This window comes from Pseudomonas sp. RIT-To-2, from assembly GCF_029623465.1.
GTDB classification, from domain to species: Bacteria; Pseudomonadota; Gammaproteobacteria; order Pseudomonadales; family Pseudomonadaceae; genus Aquipseudomonas; species Aquipseudomonas silvicola.
The window spans coordinates 103,317-122,444 of the sequence record NZ_JAPYKM010000009.1 but is presented as its reverse complement, the minus strand read 5'-3'; the positions used below and the strand labels follow the sequence as shown (position 1 = coordinate 122,444).

Here is a 19,128-nt window from a genome sequence, read left to right as displayed (position 1 = left end):
CATCAGCGGGTAATGCCGCGCGTCGAGGTCTGGATGGAGCGCAGGAACACGTCCACTTCCGGGTATTGGGCAGCCGGCTCGGCCAGCTCGGCGATGGCCTGCTCCACGGTCAGGCCCTGGCGGTATACCACCTTGTAGGCCCTACGCAGCGCATGAATGACCTCGTCACTGAAACCACGGCGGCGCATGCCTTCGAAGTTCATGCTACGGGCTTCGGCCGGGTTGCCGAACACGGTGACGTACGCGGGCACGTCCTTGCCGATGGCGGTACCCATGCCGGAAAAGCTGTGGGTGCCGATATGGCAGTACTGATGCACCAGGGTGAAACCTGACAGAATCGCCCAGTCGTCCACGTGCACGTGGCCAGCCAGCGCGGTGTTGTTGACCAGGATGCAGTGGTTGCCGATGACGCTGTCGTGGCCGATGTGGGCATAGGCCATGATCAGGTTATGGTCACCCAGGGTGGTTTCAGCGCGGTCCTGAATGGTACCGCGGTGAATGGTCACGCCTTCGCGAATGACGTTGTGGTCACCGATGACCAGGCGCGTGTCTTCGCCCTTGTACTTCAGGTCAGGGGTATCTTCGCCTACCGAGGAAAACTGGTAGATGCGGTTGTGCTTACCGATTCTGGTCGGCCCCTTGAGAATCACGTGGGGGCCGATGACCGTCCCCTCGCCGATTTCCACGCCAGCGCCGATGATCGACCAAGGGCCGACCTCGACGCCGTCAGCCAGAATGGCCGAAGGGTCGATGATGGCGCGAGGGTCAATCAAACTCATAGTTTGCGTTCCGCACAGATGATTTCAGCCGAGCATACCGGCTTGCCGTCCACCGAGGCCTGGCACTCGAATTTCCAGATCTGACGCTTGCAGCTGATGAACTTGGCTTCCAGGATCAGCTGGTCACCCGGCAGCACCGGCTGACGGAAACGCAGCTTGTCCGAACCCACGAAGTAGTACAGGGTACCGTCAGCCGGCTTCACGTCCAGCATCTTGAAACCAAGAATACCAGCTGCCTGGGCCATTGCCTCGATGATCAGCACGCCCGGCATGATCGGGTGCGCAGGGAAGTGGCCGTTGAAGAATGGCTCGTTGATGCTGACATTCTTGTAGGCGCGAATGCGCTGTGCCTCGACGTCCAGCTCCACTACCCGGTCCACCAGCAGGAACGGGTAACGGTGAGGCAGGTATTCGCGAATCTCGTTGATGTCCATCATTTCGGGGGGAAGCCTGTATAAAAGATAGGGAGCGCGCGACTGACGCGCAGCACTCCTATTGCAAATCAAGGAGGCAGTTTAGCGGCTGTGCACACTTGATATGGAAATGGTATCAGCCATCAGATGATGCTTTGTCGTCCGGGGTCACGGACTGGACGCGCTTTTCTACCTGTTTCAGGCGACGGAACATGTCGTCGATCTGTCGCAGGCGAGCCGCGCTCTTGCGCCATTCACCCGCTGGCTGCATCGCCGTGCCCGAGGAATACGCTCCTGGCTCGGTGATGGAATGGGTCACCATGGTCATGCCGGTAATGAACACACCGTCACAGATGTCGATGTGGCCTACCAGGCCGACGCCGCCGGCGAGCATGCAGTTCTTGCCGATTCTGGTGCTGCCGGAAATACCGACGCACGCGGCCATGGCGGTGTTGTCGCCGATCTGCACGTTGTGGGCGATCTGGATCTGGTTGTCGAGCTTGACGCCGTTGCCGATGACCGTGTCGGCCAGGGCACCGCGGTCCACCGCGGTATTGACGCCGATTTCCACGTCATCGCCAATGCTCACGCCGCCGACCTGGGCGATCTTGTTCCACACGCCTTTCTGGTTGGCGAAGCCGAAGCCTTCACCGCCCAGCACCGCGCCAGACTGCACGACCACCCGTTTGCCGATGCGCACGTCGTGGTACAGGGTCACGCGCGGAGCAAGCCAGCCGCCTTCGCCGACCACGCAACGGGCACCAATGAAGCAGTGCGCACCAATGGTGGTACCGGCGCCGATCTGCGCGCCACTTTCGATGACCGCGAAGGCACCGATGCTGGCCGTTGGGTCGACCACGGCATCAGGCGCGACCACCGCGCTGGCATGAATGCCGGCCGCAGCCTTTGGCTTGGGGTCGAACAAGTGGGAAACCCGGGCATAGGCCAGGTACGGGTCGGGCACGACAAGCGCCGCCCCTTCGTAGCCTTCCGCGTCCGCCGCCTTGAGCAGCACGGCGGCCGCCTTGCAGTCAGGCAGGAATTTGCGGTACTGGGGGTTTGCCAGGAAGCTCAACTGACTTGGGCCGGCCTCTTGAAGAGTCGCCAGCCCAGTGATGTCGGTGTCCTCGCTGCCCCGCAGGGTGGCACCGAGGAACTCGGCCAACTGGCCGAGTTTCAGGGTTGCAGTCATGATCAGCGCGCTTTGTTCATGCGCTCGATGACTTGGCGAGTGATGTCGTATTGCGGTTTGACATCGATCACTGCGCCGCGCTCGAGCACCAGGTCGAAGCCGCCATTCTTGATGACTTCTTCAACGGCGCCGTCCAACTTGGGTTTCAGCTGCTTGAGCATGTCACGGTCAGCATTGGCCTTGGCTTCGTTCAGCTCCTTGGACTGGAACTGGAAGTCGCGGGCCTTTTGCTTGAAGTCCAGCTCCAGCTTCTCGCGGTCGCCTTGTGGCAGCTTGTCGCCGCCGCTTACCAGACGGTCCTGGATACCCTTGGCGCTGCTTTCCAGTGCCTTGAGCTTGGTCAGTTGCGGGCCGAATTTCTTCTCGGCGTCCACGGCGTATTGCTTGGCCGCATCAGACTCCAGCAGAGCCATCTGATAGTTCAGCACGGCAATTTTCATGTCAGCGAACGCGGGGGTAGCGGTGGCAGCCAGGGTGGCAGCCAGAAGAACCATTTGAGTCAACTTACGCACGATGCACTCCTACAGAAACTGATGTCGGTTGGGCAGACCTTAGAAGGTCTGGCCCAGGGAGAATTGGAAGATCTGGGTTTCGGAATAGTCTGGCTTCTTGATCGGCGTCGCCAGGCTGAAGCTCAGAGGACCCAATGCGGTGACCCAGGTCACGCCCAGACCGACGGAGGCGGCCATTTGCGAGAAGTCGACACTGGAGCAGGCCTGAGAAGTCTTGGAGCAGTTGGTATCGAACGTGCTACCCATGTCCAGGAACAGCGACGTACGGAGCGAACGCTGGTCTTTGACGAACGGCATCGGGAACAGAACTTCCGCACCACCGGTAATCAGGACGTTACCACCAAAAGCTTCAGGATCCTGGTCCGGATCTTCCAAGGTGCCGCGTACAGGATCGAGCTTGCTCGGCGTACTACGTGGGCCCAGGGTACTGTCCTTGAAACCACGAACCGAGTTGAAACCACCGGCATAGTAGTTCTCGTAGAACGGCAGCCCGTGGGTGTCGCCGAAGCCGTCACCGTAGCCCAGTTCAGAGTGCAGGCGCAGCGTATAGGTATCGGTGATCGGGGCGAACAGCTGGCCACGGTAGTCGATCTTGTAGAACGACAGGTCACTGCCCGGCGTGGTTGTCTCCAACGTCAGGCTTTGCGAGTGACCACGGGTAGGTAGCGTGCCTTTGTTAAGGGTCGAATCAGACCAGCCTACCGATGCCTTCAGGTTGGTGAAACTATTACCTTCCTTCTCGATGAAGTCGGATATCTCTTGAACGGTGTAGTCGCCGGTACTGATGGTATCGCGCTGCAGCGTCAAGCCATAGGTCATGCGCGACGTTTCGCTGATCGGGTAGCCGAACGTCATGCCGGCGCCGTAGCTGTCGACCGAGTAGCTGGAGATATCGACGTCAAGGTCGCTGTAGTCGGTCTTGCGGTAGAACGCGTTGTAACCCAGGCTGACACCGTCCGGCGTGAAGTACGGGTCGACGTAGCTGAAGTTGTAGCGGGTCTGGTATTCGGACTTGGTCAGGCCGATGGACACCTTGTTACCAGTACCCAGGAAGTTGCTCTGGCTGATCGAACCACCCAGGATCAGGCCGGCGCTCTGGGCGAAACCGACGCTGGCGGTGATCGAACCGGAGGCTTGCTCTTCCACGGAGTAGTTCACGTCGACCTGGTCATCCACGCCCGGAACAGCCGGGGTCTCGACGTTGACTTCCTTGAAGTAGCCCAGGCGTTCCAGACGGGTCTTGGATTGGTCGATGAGGTAGGTCGACGCCCAGCCACCTTCCATCTGGCGCATTTCGCGGCGCAGTACCTTGTCGTCGGTCTTGGTGTTGCCGCGGTAGTTGATGCGGTTCACGTAGGCGCGCTTGCCCGGGTCGACCACGAAGGTGATGTCCACGGTGTGATCATCGTCATGGGGGGTCGGCACGCCGTTGACGTTGGCGAAGGTGTAGCCGTCGTTACCCAGGCGGCGGGTGATCAGTTCCGAGGTGGTGGTCATCAGCTTGCGCGAGAATACCTGGCCTTTCTGCACGAGCAGCAGGGCCTTGACCTGGTCTTCCGGTACCTTCAGGTCGCCGGACAGCTTGACGTCACGAACGTTGTACTTCTGGCCTTCGTTGATGTTGACCGTGATGTAGACGCTTTTCTTGTCCGGGGTAATGGACACCTGGGTGGAGGTGATGTCCATGTTGATGTAGCCGCGGTCCAGGTAGTAGGAACGCAGGCGCTCAAGGTCACCCGACAGTTTTTCACGGGCGTACTTGTCGTCGTTCTTGAAGAACGACAACCAGTTGGTGGTCTTGAGCTGGAATTGATCGGTCAGGTCGTCTTCGGAGAATACCGTGTTGCCCACCACGTTGATGTGCTGGATGGCGGCGACGGTACCTTCGTTGATCTTGATCTTCAGGCTCACGCGGTTGCGCGGCTGCGGCACCACGTCGGCGTCCACGGTAGCCGAATAACGGCCCTGGGCCACGTACTGGCGCTGCAACTCGTTACGCACACCTTCAAGGGTGGCGCGCTGGAAGATCTCGCCCTCGGCAAGACCGGACTGCTTGAGCCCTTTCATCAGGTCTTCGGTGCTGATGGCCTTGTTGCCTTCGATCTCGATACTGGAGACGGACGGGCGCTCGACTACACTGATAACCAGGACGTTGCCGTCGCGGCCCAGCTGGATATCTTGAAAGAAACCGGTCTTGAACAGCGCGCGAGTGGAATCCACCAGGCGTCGATCATCCGCTTCGTCGCCCACGTTCAATGGCAAGGCACCAAACACGCTGCCGGCGGATACCCGCTGCAAGCCGTTGACACGAATATCAGAGATTTTGAAGGACTCGGCGTGAACTTCGGTGACCATCAATGCGGCAAGAACCGCAGTAAGCAGCAGACGTTTCATGAAGTCCTTTCTTATTCCAACTGGCAATAAGCAAACTGCCGCAAAGGCGGCAGGTTCGCAATTGAGCGAAGCTTTACAGTCGACCCAAATCGTTGATCAGGGCAAGCAACATCACCCCGACTACCAAACTGATACCGATCTGGATCCCCCAACCCTGTACCCGATCCGACACCGGGCGACCACGCACCCATTCGATCAGGTAGAACAACAAGTGCCCCCCATCCAACACGGGGATGGGCAGCAAATTCAGAACCCCCAGGCTAATGCTCAGGTAGGCGAGGAAATTCAGGAAATCCCCAACGCCCGACTGGGCTGAAGCGCCCGCCACTTTAGCAATGGTTATCGGTCCACTCAAGTTTTTTACCGAGAGCTCGCCGAACAGCATTTTCTTCAGCGAATCAAGGGTCAGCACGCTCATGGTCCAGGTGCGGCTGGCGCCCTCGCCGATCGCGGCGAGTGGGCCGTAGCGGACCTCGCGGGTCATCTCGGCCGGCCATTGCACGGCCTTCACACCCGCGCCCAGGTAACCCGCGGCCTCCTTGCCTTCGCCGCGCGAAGCCAAGGTCACTGGCACTTCCAGTTGCTGGTCATCACGCTGCACGCGCAGGGTGACCTTGGCGTCCGGGCGCTCGCGCACCTGGTCCACCACTTGCTGCCAGTCACCCAGCGCCTTGCCGTCGAGCGCCAGCAGGCGGTCGCCGGTTTTCAGACCGGCGGCCTGGGCCGGCCCCTTCGGATCGAGCTCGGCCAGCACCGGTTCCAGCGCCGGGCGCCATGGCCGGATACCCAGGGAACGAATGGGGTCTGGTTCATCGGTACCTTGCAGCCAATGATCCAGCGTCAGGGTGTGCGGCTCATCCGCCGAAGAACCCTGTGGGCGCACATTGATCTGCAACGAGCCACTTTCGCCCAGGCGACGCACCAACTGCAGGTTTACCTGGGACCAGCCGCTCGTGGCTTCGCCATCCACGGAGACGATTTCAGCGTTGGCTGGCAACCCCGCCGTCGCCGCGATGCTGCCCGCTTCGACGCTGCCGATGACCGGGCGTACCTGCTGGCTGCCCAGCATGGCCAGTACCCAGAAGAAAAACAGGGCCAGCAGGAAATTGGCCACCGGGCCCGCGGCCACGATGGCGATACGCTGCCCTACGCGCTTGCGGTTGAAGGCCTGGTCCAGCTGTTCGGCCGGCACCTCGCCCTCGCGCTCGTCGAGCATCTTCACGTAACCGCCCAGCGGGATGGCCGCCACGACGTATTCGGTGCCCTGGCGGTCATGCCAGCGCAGCAGCGGCATGCCGAAGCCCACGGAAAACCGCAGCACCTTCACGCCACAGCGGCGCGCGACCCAAAAATGGCCGAATTCGTGAAAGGTGACCAGTACACCCAATGCCACCAGGGTACCGACAATCATGTAGAGCGCACTCATAACTCTCTCCGAATTGCGTCGCGGCGCGGATCAAGCGGTGCGCAGGCACACCGCGCGATCAGCGCCCGTGGCGATTCAACCATTGCCCGGCCAGTTCCCTTGCCCGTGTGTCGGCGGCGAACACTGCATCCAGCGCATCCAGCGCAACGACAGGCTCCAGGCTCACTACATCCTCGATCATACGCGCGATCTCCGGATAACGGATGCGCCGCTCGAGAAATGCCGCCACCGCCACTTCGTTGGCAGCATTGAGCATTGTCGGCGCGCTGTTCCCGGCTTCCGCGGCCTGACGCGCCAGGCGCAGGCACGGGAAGCGCAGTTCGTCCGGCGCTTCGAAATCCAGGCGCCCGACCGCGAACAGGTCCAGCGGCGCGACCCCGGAATCGATACGCTCAGGCCACGACAGGGCGTGGGCGATGGGGGTGCGCATGTCCGGGTTGCCCATCTGGGCCAGCACCGAACCGTCGACATAGTCGACCATGGAGTGAATCACACTTTGGCGATGTACCACCACCTCGACCTGCTGGGGCCGCGCGTCGAACAGCCAGCACGCCTCGATCAGCTCCAGGCCCTTGTTCATCATGGTGGCCGAGTCGACCGAGATCTTGCGGCCCATGGACCAGTTGGGGTGGGCGCACGCCTGCTCCGGCGTCACTTGCTCCAACTGGGCCAACGGCGTTTCGCGGAACGGTCCACCACTGGCCGTCAGCAGGATGCGGCGCACCCCTACCCGGCCCAGACCCGAGGAGAAGTCCCGAGGCAGACACTGAAAGATCGCGTTGTGCTCGCTGTCGATGGGCAGCAGCACCGCGCCGCTGCGGCGCACGGCGTCCATGAACAGGGCACCGGACATCACCAGCGCTTCCTTGTTGGCCAGCAAGACTTTCTTCCCGGCTTCCACGGCCGCCAGGGTCGGGCGCAGGCCCGCCGCGCCGACGATGGCCGCCATCACGGCGTCAACGCTCGGGTCGGCCGCCACCTGGCACAGCCCCTCCTCGCCCACCAGCACTTCGGCAGCCAGGCCCGCGGCCCGCAGGCCGGCCTGCATGCGCTGGGCGCCAGCGGCGTCAGGCACCACCACGCACCGGGGCCGGTGCTTGACGCACAAGGCCAGCAACTCGTCCAGGCGCGAGAACCCGCTGAGGGCAAACACCTGGTAGCGCTCAGGGTGGCGTGCAACCACATCCAGCGTGCTCAGGCCGATGGAACCGGTGGCTCCCAGCACGGTGATCAGTTGAGGCTTGCTCACAGCGCGCTCCAATTGGCCGCCCACAGCAGCACCGCGAACACCGGAATGGCCGCGGTAAGGCTGTCGATACGGTCGAGGATACCGCCATGGCCAGGCAGCAGGTTGCTGCTGTCCTTGATCCCGGCGCGGCGCTTGAACATGCTTTCGGTCAGGTCACCCACCACCGACAGCGCCACCACGATGGCCGCGCCGATCAGGCACAGCAGGGTTTCGCCGAACCCCCAGTGGCGCACCTGGCCGACCACCAGGGTAATGACCAGGCTCACGGCCATGCCGCCGTAGAAGCCGGCCCAGCTCTTGCCCGGGCTGACCTGCGGGGCCAGCTTGCGCTTGCCGAAGGCCCTGCCGGAGAAGTAGGCGCCAATGTCGGCGGCCCAGACCAGCACCATCACCGCCAGAATCAGCCAATTACCCTGGCCCTGCGCCTTGATCAGCACCAGGCCCTGCCACGCGGGCAGCAGGATGAGCAGGCCGATCAACAGCTTGCAGGCCACACTGGACCAGTGCTCGCTGGTACCCGGGAACGTCAGCACCAGGTACGTGGCTACCCCCCACCAGATCAGCGCTGCCGCCAGCACGAAAGGCGCCAGGGCAGGCGACAGATACAGGAAGAACAAGGCCGCCGCCACCACGGCGGCGAAGGCCACGCGTGCAGACTGGGCTTCAAAACCGGCCAGACGGGCCCACTCCCAACCACCCAGGGTCACCACCAGGCCGATGAACAGGGCAAACGCGCCGCCGTCGAGCAGGAAGAAACCGCACAGGGCGATCGGCAACAGGATCAGCGCTGTCATGATGCGTTGTTTAAGCATTAAGCACGGGCTCCGGCTTCCACCTGCTCGCTGGTCTTACCGAAGCGGCGCTGGCGCGAAGCGAAATCGGCCAGCGCGGTGCGCATGGCGTCGTGTTTGAAGTCCGGCCAGAACAGGTCGGAGAAGTACAGCTCGGCGTAAGCCAGCTGCCAGAGCAGGAAGTTGCTGATACGCCGCTCGCCGCCCGTGCGGATGCACAGGTCGGGCAACGGCAGGTCGCCTGTGGACAGGCAGGTCTGCAACAAACCGGGGGTAATATCGTCCGGGCGCAGGTGCCCGGCCTGGACTTCGCGCGCCAGCCGCTGGGCGGCCTGGGCGATGTCCCACTGGCCGCCATAATTGGCGGCGATCTGCAGCACGAAACGGTCGCTGCCGGCAGTTAGCGCTTCGGCTTCGCGCATGGAAGCCTGCAGCTCGGGATGAAAGCGCGAGCGATCGCCGATGATGCGCAGGCTGATGCGGTTTTCATTCAGGCGCCTGGCCTCGCGGCGCAGCGCCGTGAGGAACAGCTCCATGAGGGCCCCGACCTCTTCGGCAGGCCGCTGCCAGTTTTCACTGGAGAAGGCGAAGAGTGTCAGGACCTCGACCTTGGCCTCAGCACACACCTCAATGACCGCACGAACGGCGTCAACGCCAGCCTTGTGCCCGGCGATACCAGGCAACAGGCGCTTTTTCGCCCAGCGATTATTCCCATCCATGATGATCGCAACGTGTCGCGGTACCGAGGTCGGCACAGTCAGCTTGGTCTTTTCCATGGAAACGCGCGGATCCTTCTTATACAGCCATCAAATCGGCTTCTTTCTGCTTCACGGCCACTTCGATTTCGGCCACGAACTTGTCCGTCAGCTTCTGGATGTCGTCAGCGGCGCGGCGCTCTTCGTCTTCGCTGATTTCCTTTTCCTTGACCAGGTCTTTCAGTTGGCCCAGGGCATCGCGACGGATGTTGCGCACGGCAACGCGGCCGTCTTCAGCGGCTTCACGCGCCTGCTTGGTGAAGCCCTTGCGGGTTTCCTCGGTCAGGGCTGGCATGGAGATCAGCAGCAGTTCACCCAGGTTGGTCGGGTTGAAACCCAGGCCCGAGCTCTGGATGGCCTTGTCGACGGCCGCCAGCATGTTGCGCTCGAAGGCGACGACCTGCAGGGTACGCGAGTCCTTCACGGTCACGTTGGCGACCTGGTTCAGGGGGGTGTCGGCGCCGTAGTATGGCACCATCACGCCGCCCAGGATGCTGGGGTGGGCCTGACCGGTACGGATGCGGCTGAACGCGTGGGCCAGCGACTCCAGGGATTTCTGCATGCGCTCTTGCGCGTCTTTCTTGATTTCGTTGATCATTCTTCGCCTTCCTCGATCAGAGTTCCTTCAGCGCCGCCCACTACGATATTCAGCAGAGCGCCAGGCTTGTTCATGTTAAACACCCGCAACGGCATGTTGTGGTCGCGGCACAGGCAGATGGCGGTCAGGTCCATCACACCCAGCTTGCGGTCCAGCACTTCATCGTACGTCAGGCGGTCAAATTTCTCAGCATGCGGATCCTTGAATGGATCGGCAGTGTACACACCATCGACCTTCGTTGCCTTCAGCACCACGTCGGCACCGATCTCGATGGCACGCAGGCACGCGGCGGAGTCGGTGGTGAAGAACGGGTTGCCAGTACCGGCAGCGAAAATCACCACGTCGCCGGACTTGAGCAGGCGGTCGGCCTTGCGGCGGTCGTAGTGGTCGGTCACGCCAACCATGGTGATCGCGGACATGACGATGGCCGGAATGTTGGAACGCTCCAGGGCGTCACGCATTGCCAGGGCGTTCATCACGGTCGCCAGCATACCCATGTGGTCGCCGGTGACGCGGTCCATGCCGGCTTCGCTCAGGGCGGCGCCGCGGAACAGGTTGCCACCGCCGATGACCAGGCCTACCTGAACACCGATACCCACCAACTGGCCAACTTCCAGGGCCATGCGATCCAGCACCTTCGGGTCGATACCGAAGTCTTCCGAGCCCATCAGGGCCTCGCCGCTAAGTTTGAGCAAAATGCGTTTATAGCGAGGTTGACGACCACTCACCTGCTGAGCCATTGCGAATCTCTCCTGCGGCGTTAAAAAATTCTGGGCGGGCTGTTTGCAGCCTGCGCTAACTCTAGCTTGGCACCGCTGCGGCGCCATCGGAAGCGGCCTTGTAAGCCAGGATTCCGTCTTTCATTTTGACAAAGAGGCTGCGCGCGTGAGCGGGCAGCCTCTTTGGGGCGACAGTGGTAAGACCGTCTTACTGCTTGGCAGCAGCCAGCTGGGCGGCAACTTCTTCAGCGAAGTTGTCGACTGGCTTCTCGATGCCTTCACCGACTTTGAAGTAGGTGAACGAAACGATTTCAGCACCCGCTTTCTTGGCCAGTTCGCCAACCTTGACTTCAGGGTTCTTGACGAACGCCTGCTCGACCAGGGAGGCTTCAGCCAGGAACTTCTTGATGCGGCCGTCGATCATGTTGGCAACGATGTTCTCAGGCTTGCCTTTGATCTTGTCTTCGTTCAGTTGCAGGAAGACGGCCTTTTCGCGCTCGATGGCTTCAGCCGAGACTTCCGATGGCAGCAGGAACTCAGGGTTGCTGGCGGCCACGTGCATGGCGATGTCTTTGGCCAGCTCTGGGTTGCCGCCTTTCAGGGCAACCACGACGCCGATCTTGTTACCGTGCAGGTAAGCGTCGACCACGTCGCCTTCAACACGTACCAGGCGGCGAATGTTGACGTTTTCGCCAACTTTGGCAACCAGGGCTTCGCGAGCGGTTTCCTGAGCGGCGATCAGCGGAGCTGCGTCGGTCAGTTTGTCTTCCAGGGCTTTTTCAACGCTGGCGGCCACGAAGTCCTTGAAGTCACCCTGCAGGGCCAGGAAGTCGGTCTGCGAGTTCACTTCCAGGATAACGGCGGACTTGTTGTCAGCAGCGACCTTGACAGCGATGGCGCCTTCGGCGGCAATGTTGCCAGCTTTCTTGGCGGCCTTGATGGCGCCCGAAGCACGCATGTCGTCGATTGCTTTTTCGATGTCGCCGCCAGCCTTGGTCAAGGCTTTCTTGCAGTCCATCATGCCTTCGCCGGTACGCTCGCGCAATTCTTTGACCAACGCTGCAGTAATTTCTGCCATTTCAAAATCCTCTTGGATAGGTTTTCAACCATTCCACCCGATTGGCACGGGCGCTCAATTCGTGAAGCTTGCCAGCTACTGCGTTGAAAAAATGCAATGACTACACCGGCAAGGTTCTCAAGGTGGCAAAAAGGGGGCCTAGCCCCCTTTTTGCGTACCGAGTAAACGCTGGGCGTCTAGACTCAGCCTTCTACCGCTGCAGCAGGTGCGTCCTGGACGTACTCTTCGGTACCGCCAGCAACGTGGTTGCGGCCACGGATAACGGCATCAGCCATCGAACCCATGTACAGCTGGATAGCGCGGATGGCGTCATCGTTGCCTGGGATGATGTAGTCAACGCCTTCTGGGCTGGAGTTGGTATCGACTACGCCGATGACCGGGATACCCAGCTTGTTGGCTTCGGTGATCGCGATGCGCTCGTGATCAACGTCGATGACGAACAGTGCGTCAGGCAGACCGCCCATGTCCTTGATACCACCCAGGGAGCGATCCAGTTTTTCCAGATCACGGGTGCGCATCAGGGCTTCTTTCTTGGTCAGCTTGGCGAAGGTGCCATCTTCGGCCTGGGTTTCCAGGTCGCGCAGACGCTTGATCGAAGCACGGATGGTTTTGAAGTTGGTCAGCATGCCGCCCAACCAGCGGTGGTCGACGTACGGCGAACCGCAACGTGCTGCTTCTTCGGCAACGATCTTGCCAGCCGAACGCTTGGTGCCGACGAACAGGATCTTGTTCTTGCCCTGGGCCAGGCGCTCTACGAACGTCAGAGCGTCGTTGAACATTGGCAGGGTTTTTTCCAGGTTGATGATGTGAATCTTGTTGCGCGCGCCGAAAATGTACTTGCCCATTTTCGGGTTCCAGTAACGGGTCTGGTGGCCGAAGTGCACACCGGCCTTCAGCATATCGCGCATATTGACTTGGGACATGATAGTTCCTTGATAAGTCGGGTTAGGCCTCCACGTACCCCAATGACCAACCAGCAGCTTGAGCTGAAGGCACCCAGGTCATCGTGCCGATACGTGTGTGGGTTTGGTGCTTTCGGGGCTATCCCCGGAAAGCGGCGCATTTTATACCACAGAACCTTTGCCAGCGAAACCCGAATTCACGTTGTCGATCAACGACTTTTGCGTGCGGGCTTGATTCGCGCAACAATGGCCCTATCAACTCTATATAGAGAAGCGATGCCTGGCGACAGTTCCGGCTGCCGGTCGTCTGGTAGAATCGTTTCATTTCGTGTTTGCCTGCGCCGTGGAGCGCCGAGAGAGCCTGTATGACCGTCACCATCAAAACCCCCGAGGACATCGAGCACATGCGCGTTGCCGGCCGCCTGGCCGCGCAAGTGCTGGAAATGATCGAACCGCACGTCAAGCCCGGCGTGACCACCGAGGAACTGGACCGCCTGTGCCATGACTTCATCGTCAATGAACAGAAGGCCATCCCCGCACCGCTGAACTACAAGGGTTTCCCCAAGTCGATCTGCACCTCGATCAACCACGTGGTGTGCCACGGCATTCCCGGCGACAAGGTTCTGAAGGACGGCGACACCCTGAACATCGACGTCACGGTGATCAAGGACGGCTACCACGGCGACACCAGCCGCATGTTCCACGTGGGCACCGTGCCGGCCTGGGCCGAGCGCCTGTCCAAGGTGACCCAGGAATGCATGTACAAGGCCATTGAACTGGTGAAGCCGGGCTGCCGCCTGGGCGACATCGGCGAAGTCATCCAGAAGCACGCGGAAAAGAACGGTTTCTCGGTGGTGCGCGAATTCTGCGGCCATGGCATCGGCAAGGTCTTCCACGAAGAGCCGCAGATCCTGCACTACGGCCGTGCCGGTACCGGCATGGAGTTGAAGGAAGGCATGACCTTCACCATCGAGCCGATGATCAACCAGGGCAAGGCCGATACCAAGGTACTGGGCGACGGCTGGACGGCCATCACCAAGGACCGCAAGCTGTCGGCCCAGTGGGAACACACCCTGGTGGTCACTGCTACTGGCTATGAGATCTTCACCTTGCGGGCGGACGATACCATCCCACGGGTTTCGGCGTAGGGCTTGATTGAGGTGGTGGGACTTTCCCGAGCAAGCTCGGTCCCACACCCTTCGCGGCAGTGGTGCCAGGAAAGCAAAGCACTTAGCCTCTGGGCGCACTCCGGTAAGACCTGCGGGCTACCAAGGGCCAAGAGCTTTGCATGATTGACACCCAAGGCCCGAAAGGTGTGGGACCGGGCTTGCCCGGGAAGGCCTCACCACAACGCCACAGCCAAGAACAGCTTCACCCCCAACACAGTTCAGGAAGGCCTATTCGATGCCCCAGGTGGATCCGGAGTTGTTCGATCGCGGTCAGTTCCAGGCGGAACTGGCCCTCAAGGCGAGCCCCATCGCCGCCTTCAAGAAAGCCATTCGCCAGGCCCGCGAGGTACTGGACGGGCGGTTTCGCAGCGGCCGGGACATTCGGCGGCTGATCGAGGACCGCGCCTGGTTCGTCGATAATATCCTGCAGCAGGCCTGGAACCAGTTCGACTGGAGCGAAGAGGCCGATATCGCCCTGGTGGCGGTGGGTGGCTACGGGCGTGGCGAACTGCACCCCTACTCCGACATCGACCTGCTGATCCTGCTGGAAAGCTCGGACCACGAGACGTTCCGCGATTCCATCGAGCGCTTTCTCACCCTGCTGTGGGACATCGGCCTGGAAGTGGGCCAGAGCGTGCGCTCCATCGAAGAGTGCGCCGAGCAGGCCCGCGGTGACCTGACCATCATCACCAACCTGATGGAAAGCCGCACCGTGGCCGGCCCCGAGCGCCTGCGCAAGCGCATGCTGGAAGTCACCAGCACCGCGAACATGTGGCCCAGCAAGGAATTCTTCCTGGCCAAGCGCGCCGAGCAGAAAGCCCGGCACCACAAGTACAACGACACCGAATACAACCTGGAACCCAACGTCAAGGGCTCACCCGGCGGGTTGCGTGACATTCAGACCATCCTCTGGGTGGCCCGGCGCCAATATGGCACCCTGAACCTGCACGCGCTGGCCGGCGAGGGTTTCCTGCTGGAAAGCGAGAACAACCTGCTGGCCAGCTCCCAGGAGTTCCTGTGGAAGGTGCGCTACGCCCTGCACATGCTGGCCGGGCGCGCCGAAGACCGCTTGCTGTTCGACCACCAGCGCAGCATCGCCGGGCTGCTGGGCTTCAAGGACAGCGACGCGAAGCTGGCCATCGAACGCTTCATGCAGAAGTACTACCGTGTGGTGATGAGCATCGCCGAGCTCAGTGACCTGATCATTCAGCATTTCGAGGAAGTGATCCTGGCCGATGACGTGGGCAGCGTTACCCTGCCGGTCAACTCGCGCTTCCAGTTGCACGACGGCTACATCGAAGCCACCCATGCCAACGTGTTCAAACGCACGCCGTTCGCCATGCTGGAAATTTTCGTGCTGATGGCGCAGAACCCAGAGATCAAGGGTGTGCGCGCGGACACCATTCGCCTGCTGCGCGAACATCGCCACCTGATCGACGATGATTTTCGCAATGACATTCGCAATACCAGCCTGTTCATCGAGCTGTTCAAGTGCGAGATCGGCATTCACCGCAACCTGCGGCGCATGAACCGCTATGGCATTCTGGGGCGCTACCTGCCCGAATTCGGCCATATCGTGGGGCAGATGCAGCACGACCTGTTCCACATCTATACCGTGGACGCCCACACGCTGAACCTGATCAAGCACCTGCGCAAGTTGCAGTACACGCCGGTCTCGGAGAAATTCCCGCTGGCCAGCAAGCTCATGGGCCAGTTGCCCAAGCCGGAGCTAATCTACCTGGCCGGCCTGTATCACGACATTGGCAAGGGCCGCCACGGTGACCACTCGGACCTGGGTGCCATCGACGCCGAGGCCTTCTGCCAGCGCCATCAGTTGCCCGTATGGGACAGCCGCCTGATCGTCTGGCTGGTGCAGAACCACCTAGTGATGTCCACTACCGCCCAGCGCAAGGACTTGTCCGACCCACAGGTCATCCACGACTTCGCCCAACTGGTGGGCGACCAGACGCACCTGGACTACCTCTACGTGTTGACCGTGGCCGACATCAATGCCACCAACCCCAGCCTGTGGAACAGCTGGCGCGCCAGCCTGCTGCGCCAACTGTTCACCGAGACCAAGCGCGCCCTGCGCCGCGGCCTGGAGAACCCGCTGGACCGCGAAGAGCAGATCCGCCAGACCCAGAGCGCGGCCCTGGACATTCTGGTGCGCGCCGGTACCGACCCCGACGACGTCGAGCAACTGTGGTCGCAACTGGGCGATGACTATTTCCTGCGCCACACCGCAGGCGACGTGGCCTGGCACAGCGACGCCATCCTGCAGCAGCCGGTGGACGGCGGGCCGCTGGTGCTGATCAAGGAAACCACCCAGCGCGAGTTCGAGGGCGGGACCCAGATCTTCATCTACGCGCCCGACCAGCACGACTTCTTCGCCGTGACCGTGGCCGCCATGGACCAGCTCAACCTCAACATCCATGACGCACGCATCATTACCTCCAGCAGCCAGTTCACCCTCGACACCTACATCGTGCTGGACAACGACGGCGGCTCGATCGGCGACAACCCGGTGCGGGTCAAGGCGATCCGCGAAGGCCTGACCGAGGCCCTGCGCAACCCCGATGACTACCCCACGATCATCCAGCGCCGGGTGCCGCGCCAGCTCAAGCACTTCGCCTTCGCACCCCAAGTCACCATTCACAACGACGCCCAGCGCCCGGTGACCATCCTTGAGCTGAGCGCCCCGGACCGCCCGGGCCTGCTGGCGCGCATCGGCAAGATTTTCCTGGAGTTCGACCTGTCGCTGCAAAATGCCAAGATCGCCACCCTGGGCGAGCGGGTAGAAGACGTATTCTTCATTACCGACGCCGATAACCACCCGCTTTCCGACCCGCAACTGTGCAGCCGCCTGCAGGATGCCATCGTCGACCAACTGAGTGTCAGCCAGGCGCAGGGCGTCGAGCTGTCGCGCCTGAGCATCTAGAGGAACCTTCGTGAACAACGCTTTGAACCAGCTTCAGCCCTACCCGTTCGAGAAACTGCGCAAGCTGCTGGGCGCAGTGACCCCGGCGGCCGACAAGCGCCCCATCGCCCTGTCGATCGGCGAGCCCAAGCACCGCTCACCCAGCTTTGTGGCCGAAGCTCTGAGCGCCAACCTCGACCAGATGGCCGTGTACCCCACCACCCTGGGTATCCCGGCGCTGCGCGAAGCCATCGGCACATGGTGCGAACGGCGCTTCAACGTGCCGGCCGGCTGGATCGACCCCGCGCGCCACGTGCTGCCGGTCAACGGCACGCGCGAGGCATTGTTCGCTTTCACCCAGACCGTGGTGGAGCGCAGCGATGACGGCCTGGTGATCAGCCCCAACCCGTTCTACCAGATCTACGAGGGCGCGGCGCTGCTGGCCGGGGCTACCCCGCACTACCTGCCATGCCTGGACAGCAACGGTTTCAACCCGGACTTCGACGCCGTATCCGCCGACACCTGGAAACGTTGCCAGATTCTGTTCCTGTGCTCGCCAGGCAACCCCACCGGCGCGCTGGTGCCGATGGAAACCCTGAAGAAGCTGATCGCCCTGGCCGACGAGCATGACTTCGTCATCGCCGCCGACGAGTGCTACAGCGAACTGTACTTCGACGAACAAAGCCCGCCCCCAGGCCTGCTGAGCGCCTGTGCAGAGCTGGGCCGCAGCGACTTCAAGCGTTGCGTGGTGTTCCACAGCTTGTCCAAGCGCTCCAACCTGCCGGGCCTGCGTTCAGGCTTCGTGGCCGGTGATGCCGACATTCTCAAGGCGTTCCTGCTGTATCGCACCTACCACGGTTGTGCCATGCCGGTGCAAACCCAACTGGCCAGCATCGCGGCCTGGAACGACGAAGTGCACGTGCGCGCCAACCGCGCCCTGTATCGCGAAAAGTTTGATGCGGTGCTGGCGATCCTCGCACCGGTATTGGACGTACAGCGCCCGGACGGCAGCTTCTACCTGTGGCCAAAAGTGCCGATGGACGATGCACAGTTCTGCCAGCAGCTGTTCGAACAGCAGCACGTGACCGTGGTGCCAGGCTCGTACCTGTCCCGTGACGTGGATGGCGTGAACCCAGGCGCCGGTCGTGTGCGCATGGCACTGGTCGCGCCACTGGCCGAATGCGTGGAAGCCGCCGAGCGCATCCGCGACTTCCTCAAGGAACTCTGACCCCCCAGGCAAGGCGGCCCGCCGCCTTGCTAGCCACTCCGGGGCAGGGCTGCAATAGTTAGCACCTTCGGCGCATGACTATCGCTCACATTCGAGGCTCAATCACCAAGGAGCCACCCCATGAGCGATTTCCCGTTTTGCGCCGTATCGCGCGCGCCCGACAGGCAGCAGTCATTCGAGGCCGCCGTTGCTGAAAACCCTCTCAACGATCCCAACTCAGGTTCAGGCTCTGCGACGCGCAAAAAACGCGGTGCCGGCGATCATAGCTACCTTTGGAGCCCAGGGCGGACGCTGTGTATTTATTTCATCACTCACGTGGATACCGAAACCCAGCAGGCGATACTCGGCGCCGCCAGCGAGTGGCTTGAATACGCCAACCTGAAATTCGAACTCGTCGATAACTGGCGCGAGGCCGACATCAAGATTGAGTCTGGCGTACAGCCCTATGAGTGGTCCTGCGTCGGCACGGATGCGTTACTGAACAATAACGAAGCCACAATGGGACTGAATGTGCGGCACGATACCCCGGACCTGAAACAACGTGTGCTTCACGAGTTCGGACATGCACTGGGGATGCAGCATGAGCACCAGCACCCCGATGCCGACATCACCTGGAATGAAAAAAGCCTGCGCGGCATTGGCTGGTCCGACTCAGCTATCGCGGACAATTTTCTCGCAGTCATCCCGAAGGGCCCGGGAATGCTGATCACCCCCTACGACCGGCAATCGATTATGCACTACGCCATTCCAAGGGAGTTCAGCGAACAAGACCTCGGCGATACTGGCGGCACGAGCTTGAGTGAAGGCGACAAAGCCTGGGCCCGCCTGGCCTACCCAGCGTTCGCCGTGGCGGAATAACCCCCCGCAGCAACGCATTGCCTGGCCCTGCTCTGGTGGAGCCAGGCGAAGCTCGGGAAGAGAACACTGCTACCCCGCCTCCCACTTCAACCGATCAGGCAAACCGTCGGTCCTGGCAGTTGGACAACTCGCGCCAGCTGTTCTAAAC

17 protein-coding genes are annotated in these 19,128 nt (G+C 61.5%); 4 read left to right on the top strand and 13 right to left on the bottom strand.

What is annotated here, in order from left to right; all coding sequences use genetic code 11:
- Positions 1-2: 2 nt before the first annotated feature.
- The 13 genes from lpxA to rpsB form a co-directional block, all read right to left on the bottom strand.
- Positions 3-779: an acyl-ACP--UDP-N-acetylglucosamine O-acyltransferase gene (gene lpxA / locus QBK88_RS10830; protein WP_277962032.1), complete on the bottom strand. Its 777-nt coding sequence runs from the start codon at positions 777-779 to the stop codon at positions 3-5.
- The gene (fabZ, locus tag QBK88_RS10825) at positions 776-1,216 is read right to left on the bottom strand and encodes a 3-hydroxyacyl-ACP dehydratase FabZ (RefSeq protein ID WP_010224833.1); all 441 of its coding nucleotides are present in this window, start codon (positions 1,214-1,216) and stop codon (positions 776-778) included. Before fabZ ends, lpxA begins: the two co-directional genes overlap by 4 nt.
- Positions 1,217-1,328: 112 nt before the next feature.
- Complete coding sequence (lpxD, locus tag QBK88_RS10820; protein ID WP_445764920.1) at positions 1,329-2,384, bottom strand: UDP-3-O-(3-hydroxymyristoyl)glucosamine N-acyltransferase; 1,056 nt, start codon at positions 2,382-2,384, stop codon at positions 1,329-1,331.
- Positions 2,385-2,386: 2 nt separating this feature from the next.
- Positions 2,387-2,896: an OmpH family outer membrane protein gene (locus QBK88_RS10815; protein ID WP_158156852.1), complete on the bottom strand. Its 510-nt coding sequence runs from the start codon at positions 2,894-2,896 to the stop codon at positions 2,387-2,389.
- Positions 2,897-2,935: 39 nt separating this feature from the next.
- Positions 2,936-5,290, bottom strand: coding sequence for an outer membrane protein assembly factor BamA (bamA, locus tag QBK88_RS10810; RefSeq protein ID WP_277962031.1), 2,355 nt, complete (start codon positions 5,288-5,290; stop codon positions 2,936-2,938).
- Between the two features lie 73 nt (positions 5,291-5,363).
- On the bottom strand, positions 5,364-6,716 hold the full coding sequence (gene rseP, locus QBK88_RS10805) for a sigma E protease regulator RseP (RefSeq protein WP_277962030.1): 1,353 nt from the start codon (positions 6,714-6,716) through the stop codon (positions 5,364-5,366).
- Positions 6,717-6,774: 58 nt separating this feature from the next.
- Entirely contained in the window at positions 6,775-7,965 is a 1,191-nt protein-coding gene (gene ispC, locus QBK88_RS10800; RefSeq protein ID WP_277962029.1) for a 1-deoxy-D-xylulose-5-phosphate reductoisomerase, read from the bottom strand.
- The gene (locus QBK88_RS10795; RefSeq protein WP_277962028.1) at positions 7,962-8,777 is read right to left on the bottom strand and encodes a phosphatidate cytidylyltransferase; all 816 of its coding nucleotides are present in this window, start codon (positions 8,775-8,777) and stop codon (positions 7,962-7,964) included. The genes ispC and QBK88_RS10795 overlap by 4 nt, the downstream gene beginning before the upstream one ends.
- A complete protein-coding gene (gene uppS / locus QBK88_RS10790; protein ID WP_268149207.1) occupies positions 8,777-9,532 on the bottom strand; it encodes a polyprenyl diphosphate synthase in 756 nt (251 codons plus the stop codon). The genes QBK88_RS10795 and uppS overlap by 1 nt, the downstream gene beginning before the upstream one ends.
- Positions 9,533-9,551: 19 nt before the next feature.
- Complete coding sequence (gene frr, locus QBK88_RS10785) at positions 9,552-10,109, bottom strand: ribosome recycling factor (RefSeq protein ID WP_268149206.1); 558 nt, start codon at positions 10,107-10,109, stop codon at positions 9,552-9,554.
- A complete protein-coding gene (gene pyrH, locus QBK88_RS10780) occupies positions 10,106-10,849 on the bottom strand; it encodes a UMP kinase (RefSeq protein WP_008366369.1) in 744 nt (247 codons plus the stop codon). Before pyrH ends, frr begins: the two co-directional genes overlap by 4 nt.
- Positions 10,850-11,036: 187 nt before the next feature.
- Entirely contained in the window at positions 11,037-11,906 is an 870-nt protein-coding gene (tsf, locus tag QBK88_RS10775; RefSeq protein WP_268149205.1) for a translation elongation factor Ts, read from the bottom strand.
- A 182-nt stretch (positions 11,907-12,088) separates the two neighbouring features.
- Positions 12,089-12,829 (bottom strand): 30S ribosomal protein S2, encoded by a 741-nt coding sequence (rpsB, locus tag QBK88_RS10770; RefSeq protein ID WP_176571780.1) that lies wholly within the window; start codon positions 12,827-12,829, stop codon positions 12,089-12,091.
- A 344-nt stretch (positions 12,830-13,173) separates the two neighbouring features.
- On the opposite strand from rpsB, the gene map reads away from it, so the two are divergent.
- From map to QBK88_RS10750, 4 genes are all read left to right on the top strand, one after another.
- A complete protein-coding gene (gene map / locus QBK88_RS10765; protein WP_277962027.1) occupies positions 13,174-13,956 on the top strand; it encodes a type I methionyl aminopeptidase in 783 nt (260 codons plus the stop codon).
- A gap of 256 nt (positions 13,957-14,212) precedes the next feature.
- A complete protein-coding gene (locus QBK88_RS10760; protein ID WP_277962026.1) occupies positions 14,213-16,915 on the top strand; it encodes a [protein-PII] uridylyltransferase in 2,703 nt (900 codons plus the stop codon).
- A gap of 10 nt (positions 16,916-16,925) precedes the next feature.
- Entirely contained in the window at positions 16,926-18,122 is a 1,197-nt protein-coding gene (gene dapC / locus QBK88_RS10755; RefSeq protein ID WP_277962025.1) for a succinyldiaminopimelate transaminase, read from the top strand.
- A gap of 120 nt (positions 18,123-18,242) precedes the next feature.
- A complete protein-coding gene (locus QBK88_RS10750) occupies positions 18,243-18,980 on the top strand; it encodes a M12 family metallopeptidase (RefSeq protein ID WP_277962024.1) in 738 nt (245 codons plus the stop codon).
- The last annotated feature ends 148 nt before the right edge of the window (positions 18,981-19,128 follow it).

Bases quoted from the DNA above. Each gene is read 5' to 3' on its own strand.
- QBK88_RS10760 (WP_277962026.1), top strand. From the start codon at position 14,213: ATGCCCCAGGTGGATCCGGAGTTGTTCGATCGCGGTCAGTTCCAGGCG.
- pyrH (WP_008366369.1), bottom strand. From the start codon at position 10,849: ATGGCTCAGCAGGTGAGTGGTCGTCAACCTCGCTATAAACGCATTTTG.
- uppS (WP_268149207.1), bottom strand. From the start codon at position 9,532: ATGGAAAAGACCAAGCTGACTGTGCCGACCTCGGTACCGCGACACGTT.
- frr (WP_268149206.1), bottom strand. From the start codon at position 10,109: ATGATCAACGAAATCAAGAAAGACGCGCAAGAGCGCATGCAGAAATCC.
- map (WP_277962027.1), top strand. From the start codon at position 13,174: ATGACCGTCACCATCAAAACCCCCGAGGACATCGAGCACATGCGCGTT.
- lpxA (WP_277962032.1), bottom strand. From the start codon at position 779: ATGAGTTTGATTGACCCTCGCGCCATCATCGACCCTTCGGCCATTCTG.
- tsf (WP_268149205.1), bottom strand. From the start codon at position 11,906: ATGGCAGAAATTACTGCAGCGTTGGTCAAAGAATTGCGCGAGCGTACC.
- lpxD (WP_445764920.1), bottom strand. From the start codon at position 2,384: ATGACTGCAACCCTGAAACTCGGCCAGTTGGCCGAGTTCCTCGGTGCC.
- rpsB (WP_176571780.1), bottom strand. From the start codon at position 12,829: ATGTCCCAAGTCAATATGCGCGATATGCTGAAGGCCGGTGTGCACTTC.
- QBK88_RS10750 (WP_277962024.1), top strand. From the start codon at position 18,243: ATGAGCGATTTCCCGTTTTGCGCCGTATCGCGCGCGCCCGACAGGCAG.
- bamA (WP_277962031.1), bottom strand. From the start codon at position 5,290: ATGAAACGTCTGCTGCTTACTGCGGTTCTTGCCGCATTGATGGTCACC.
- fabZ (WP_010224833.1), bottom strand. From the start codon at position 1,216: ATGATGGACATCAACGAGATTCGCGAATACCTGCCTCACCGTTACCCG.
- QBK88_RS10795 (WP_277962028.1), bottom strand. From the start codon at position 8,777: ATGCTTAAACAACGCATCATGACAGCGCTGATCCTGTTGCCGATCGCC.
- rseP (WP_277962030.1), bottom strand. From the start codon at position 6,716: ATGAGTGCGCTCTACATGATTGTCGGTACCCTGGTGGCATTGGGTGTA.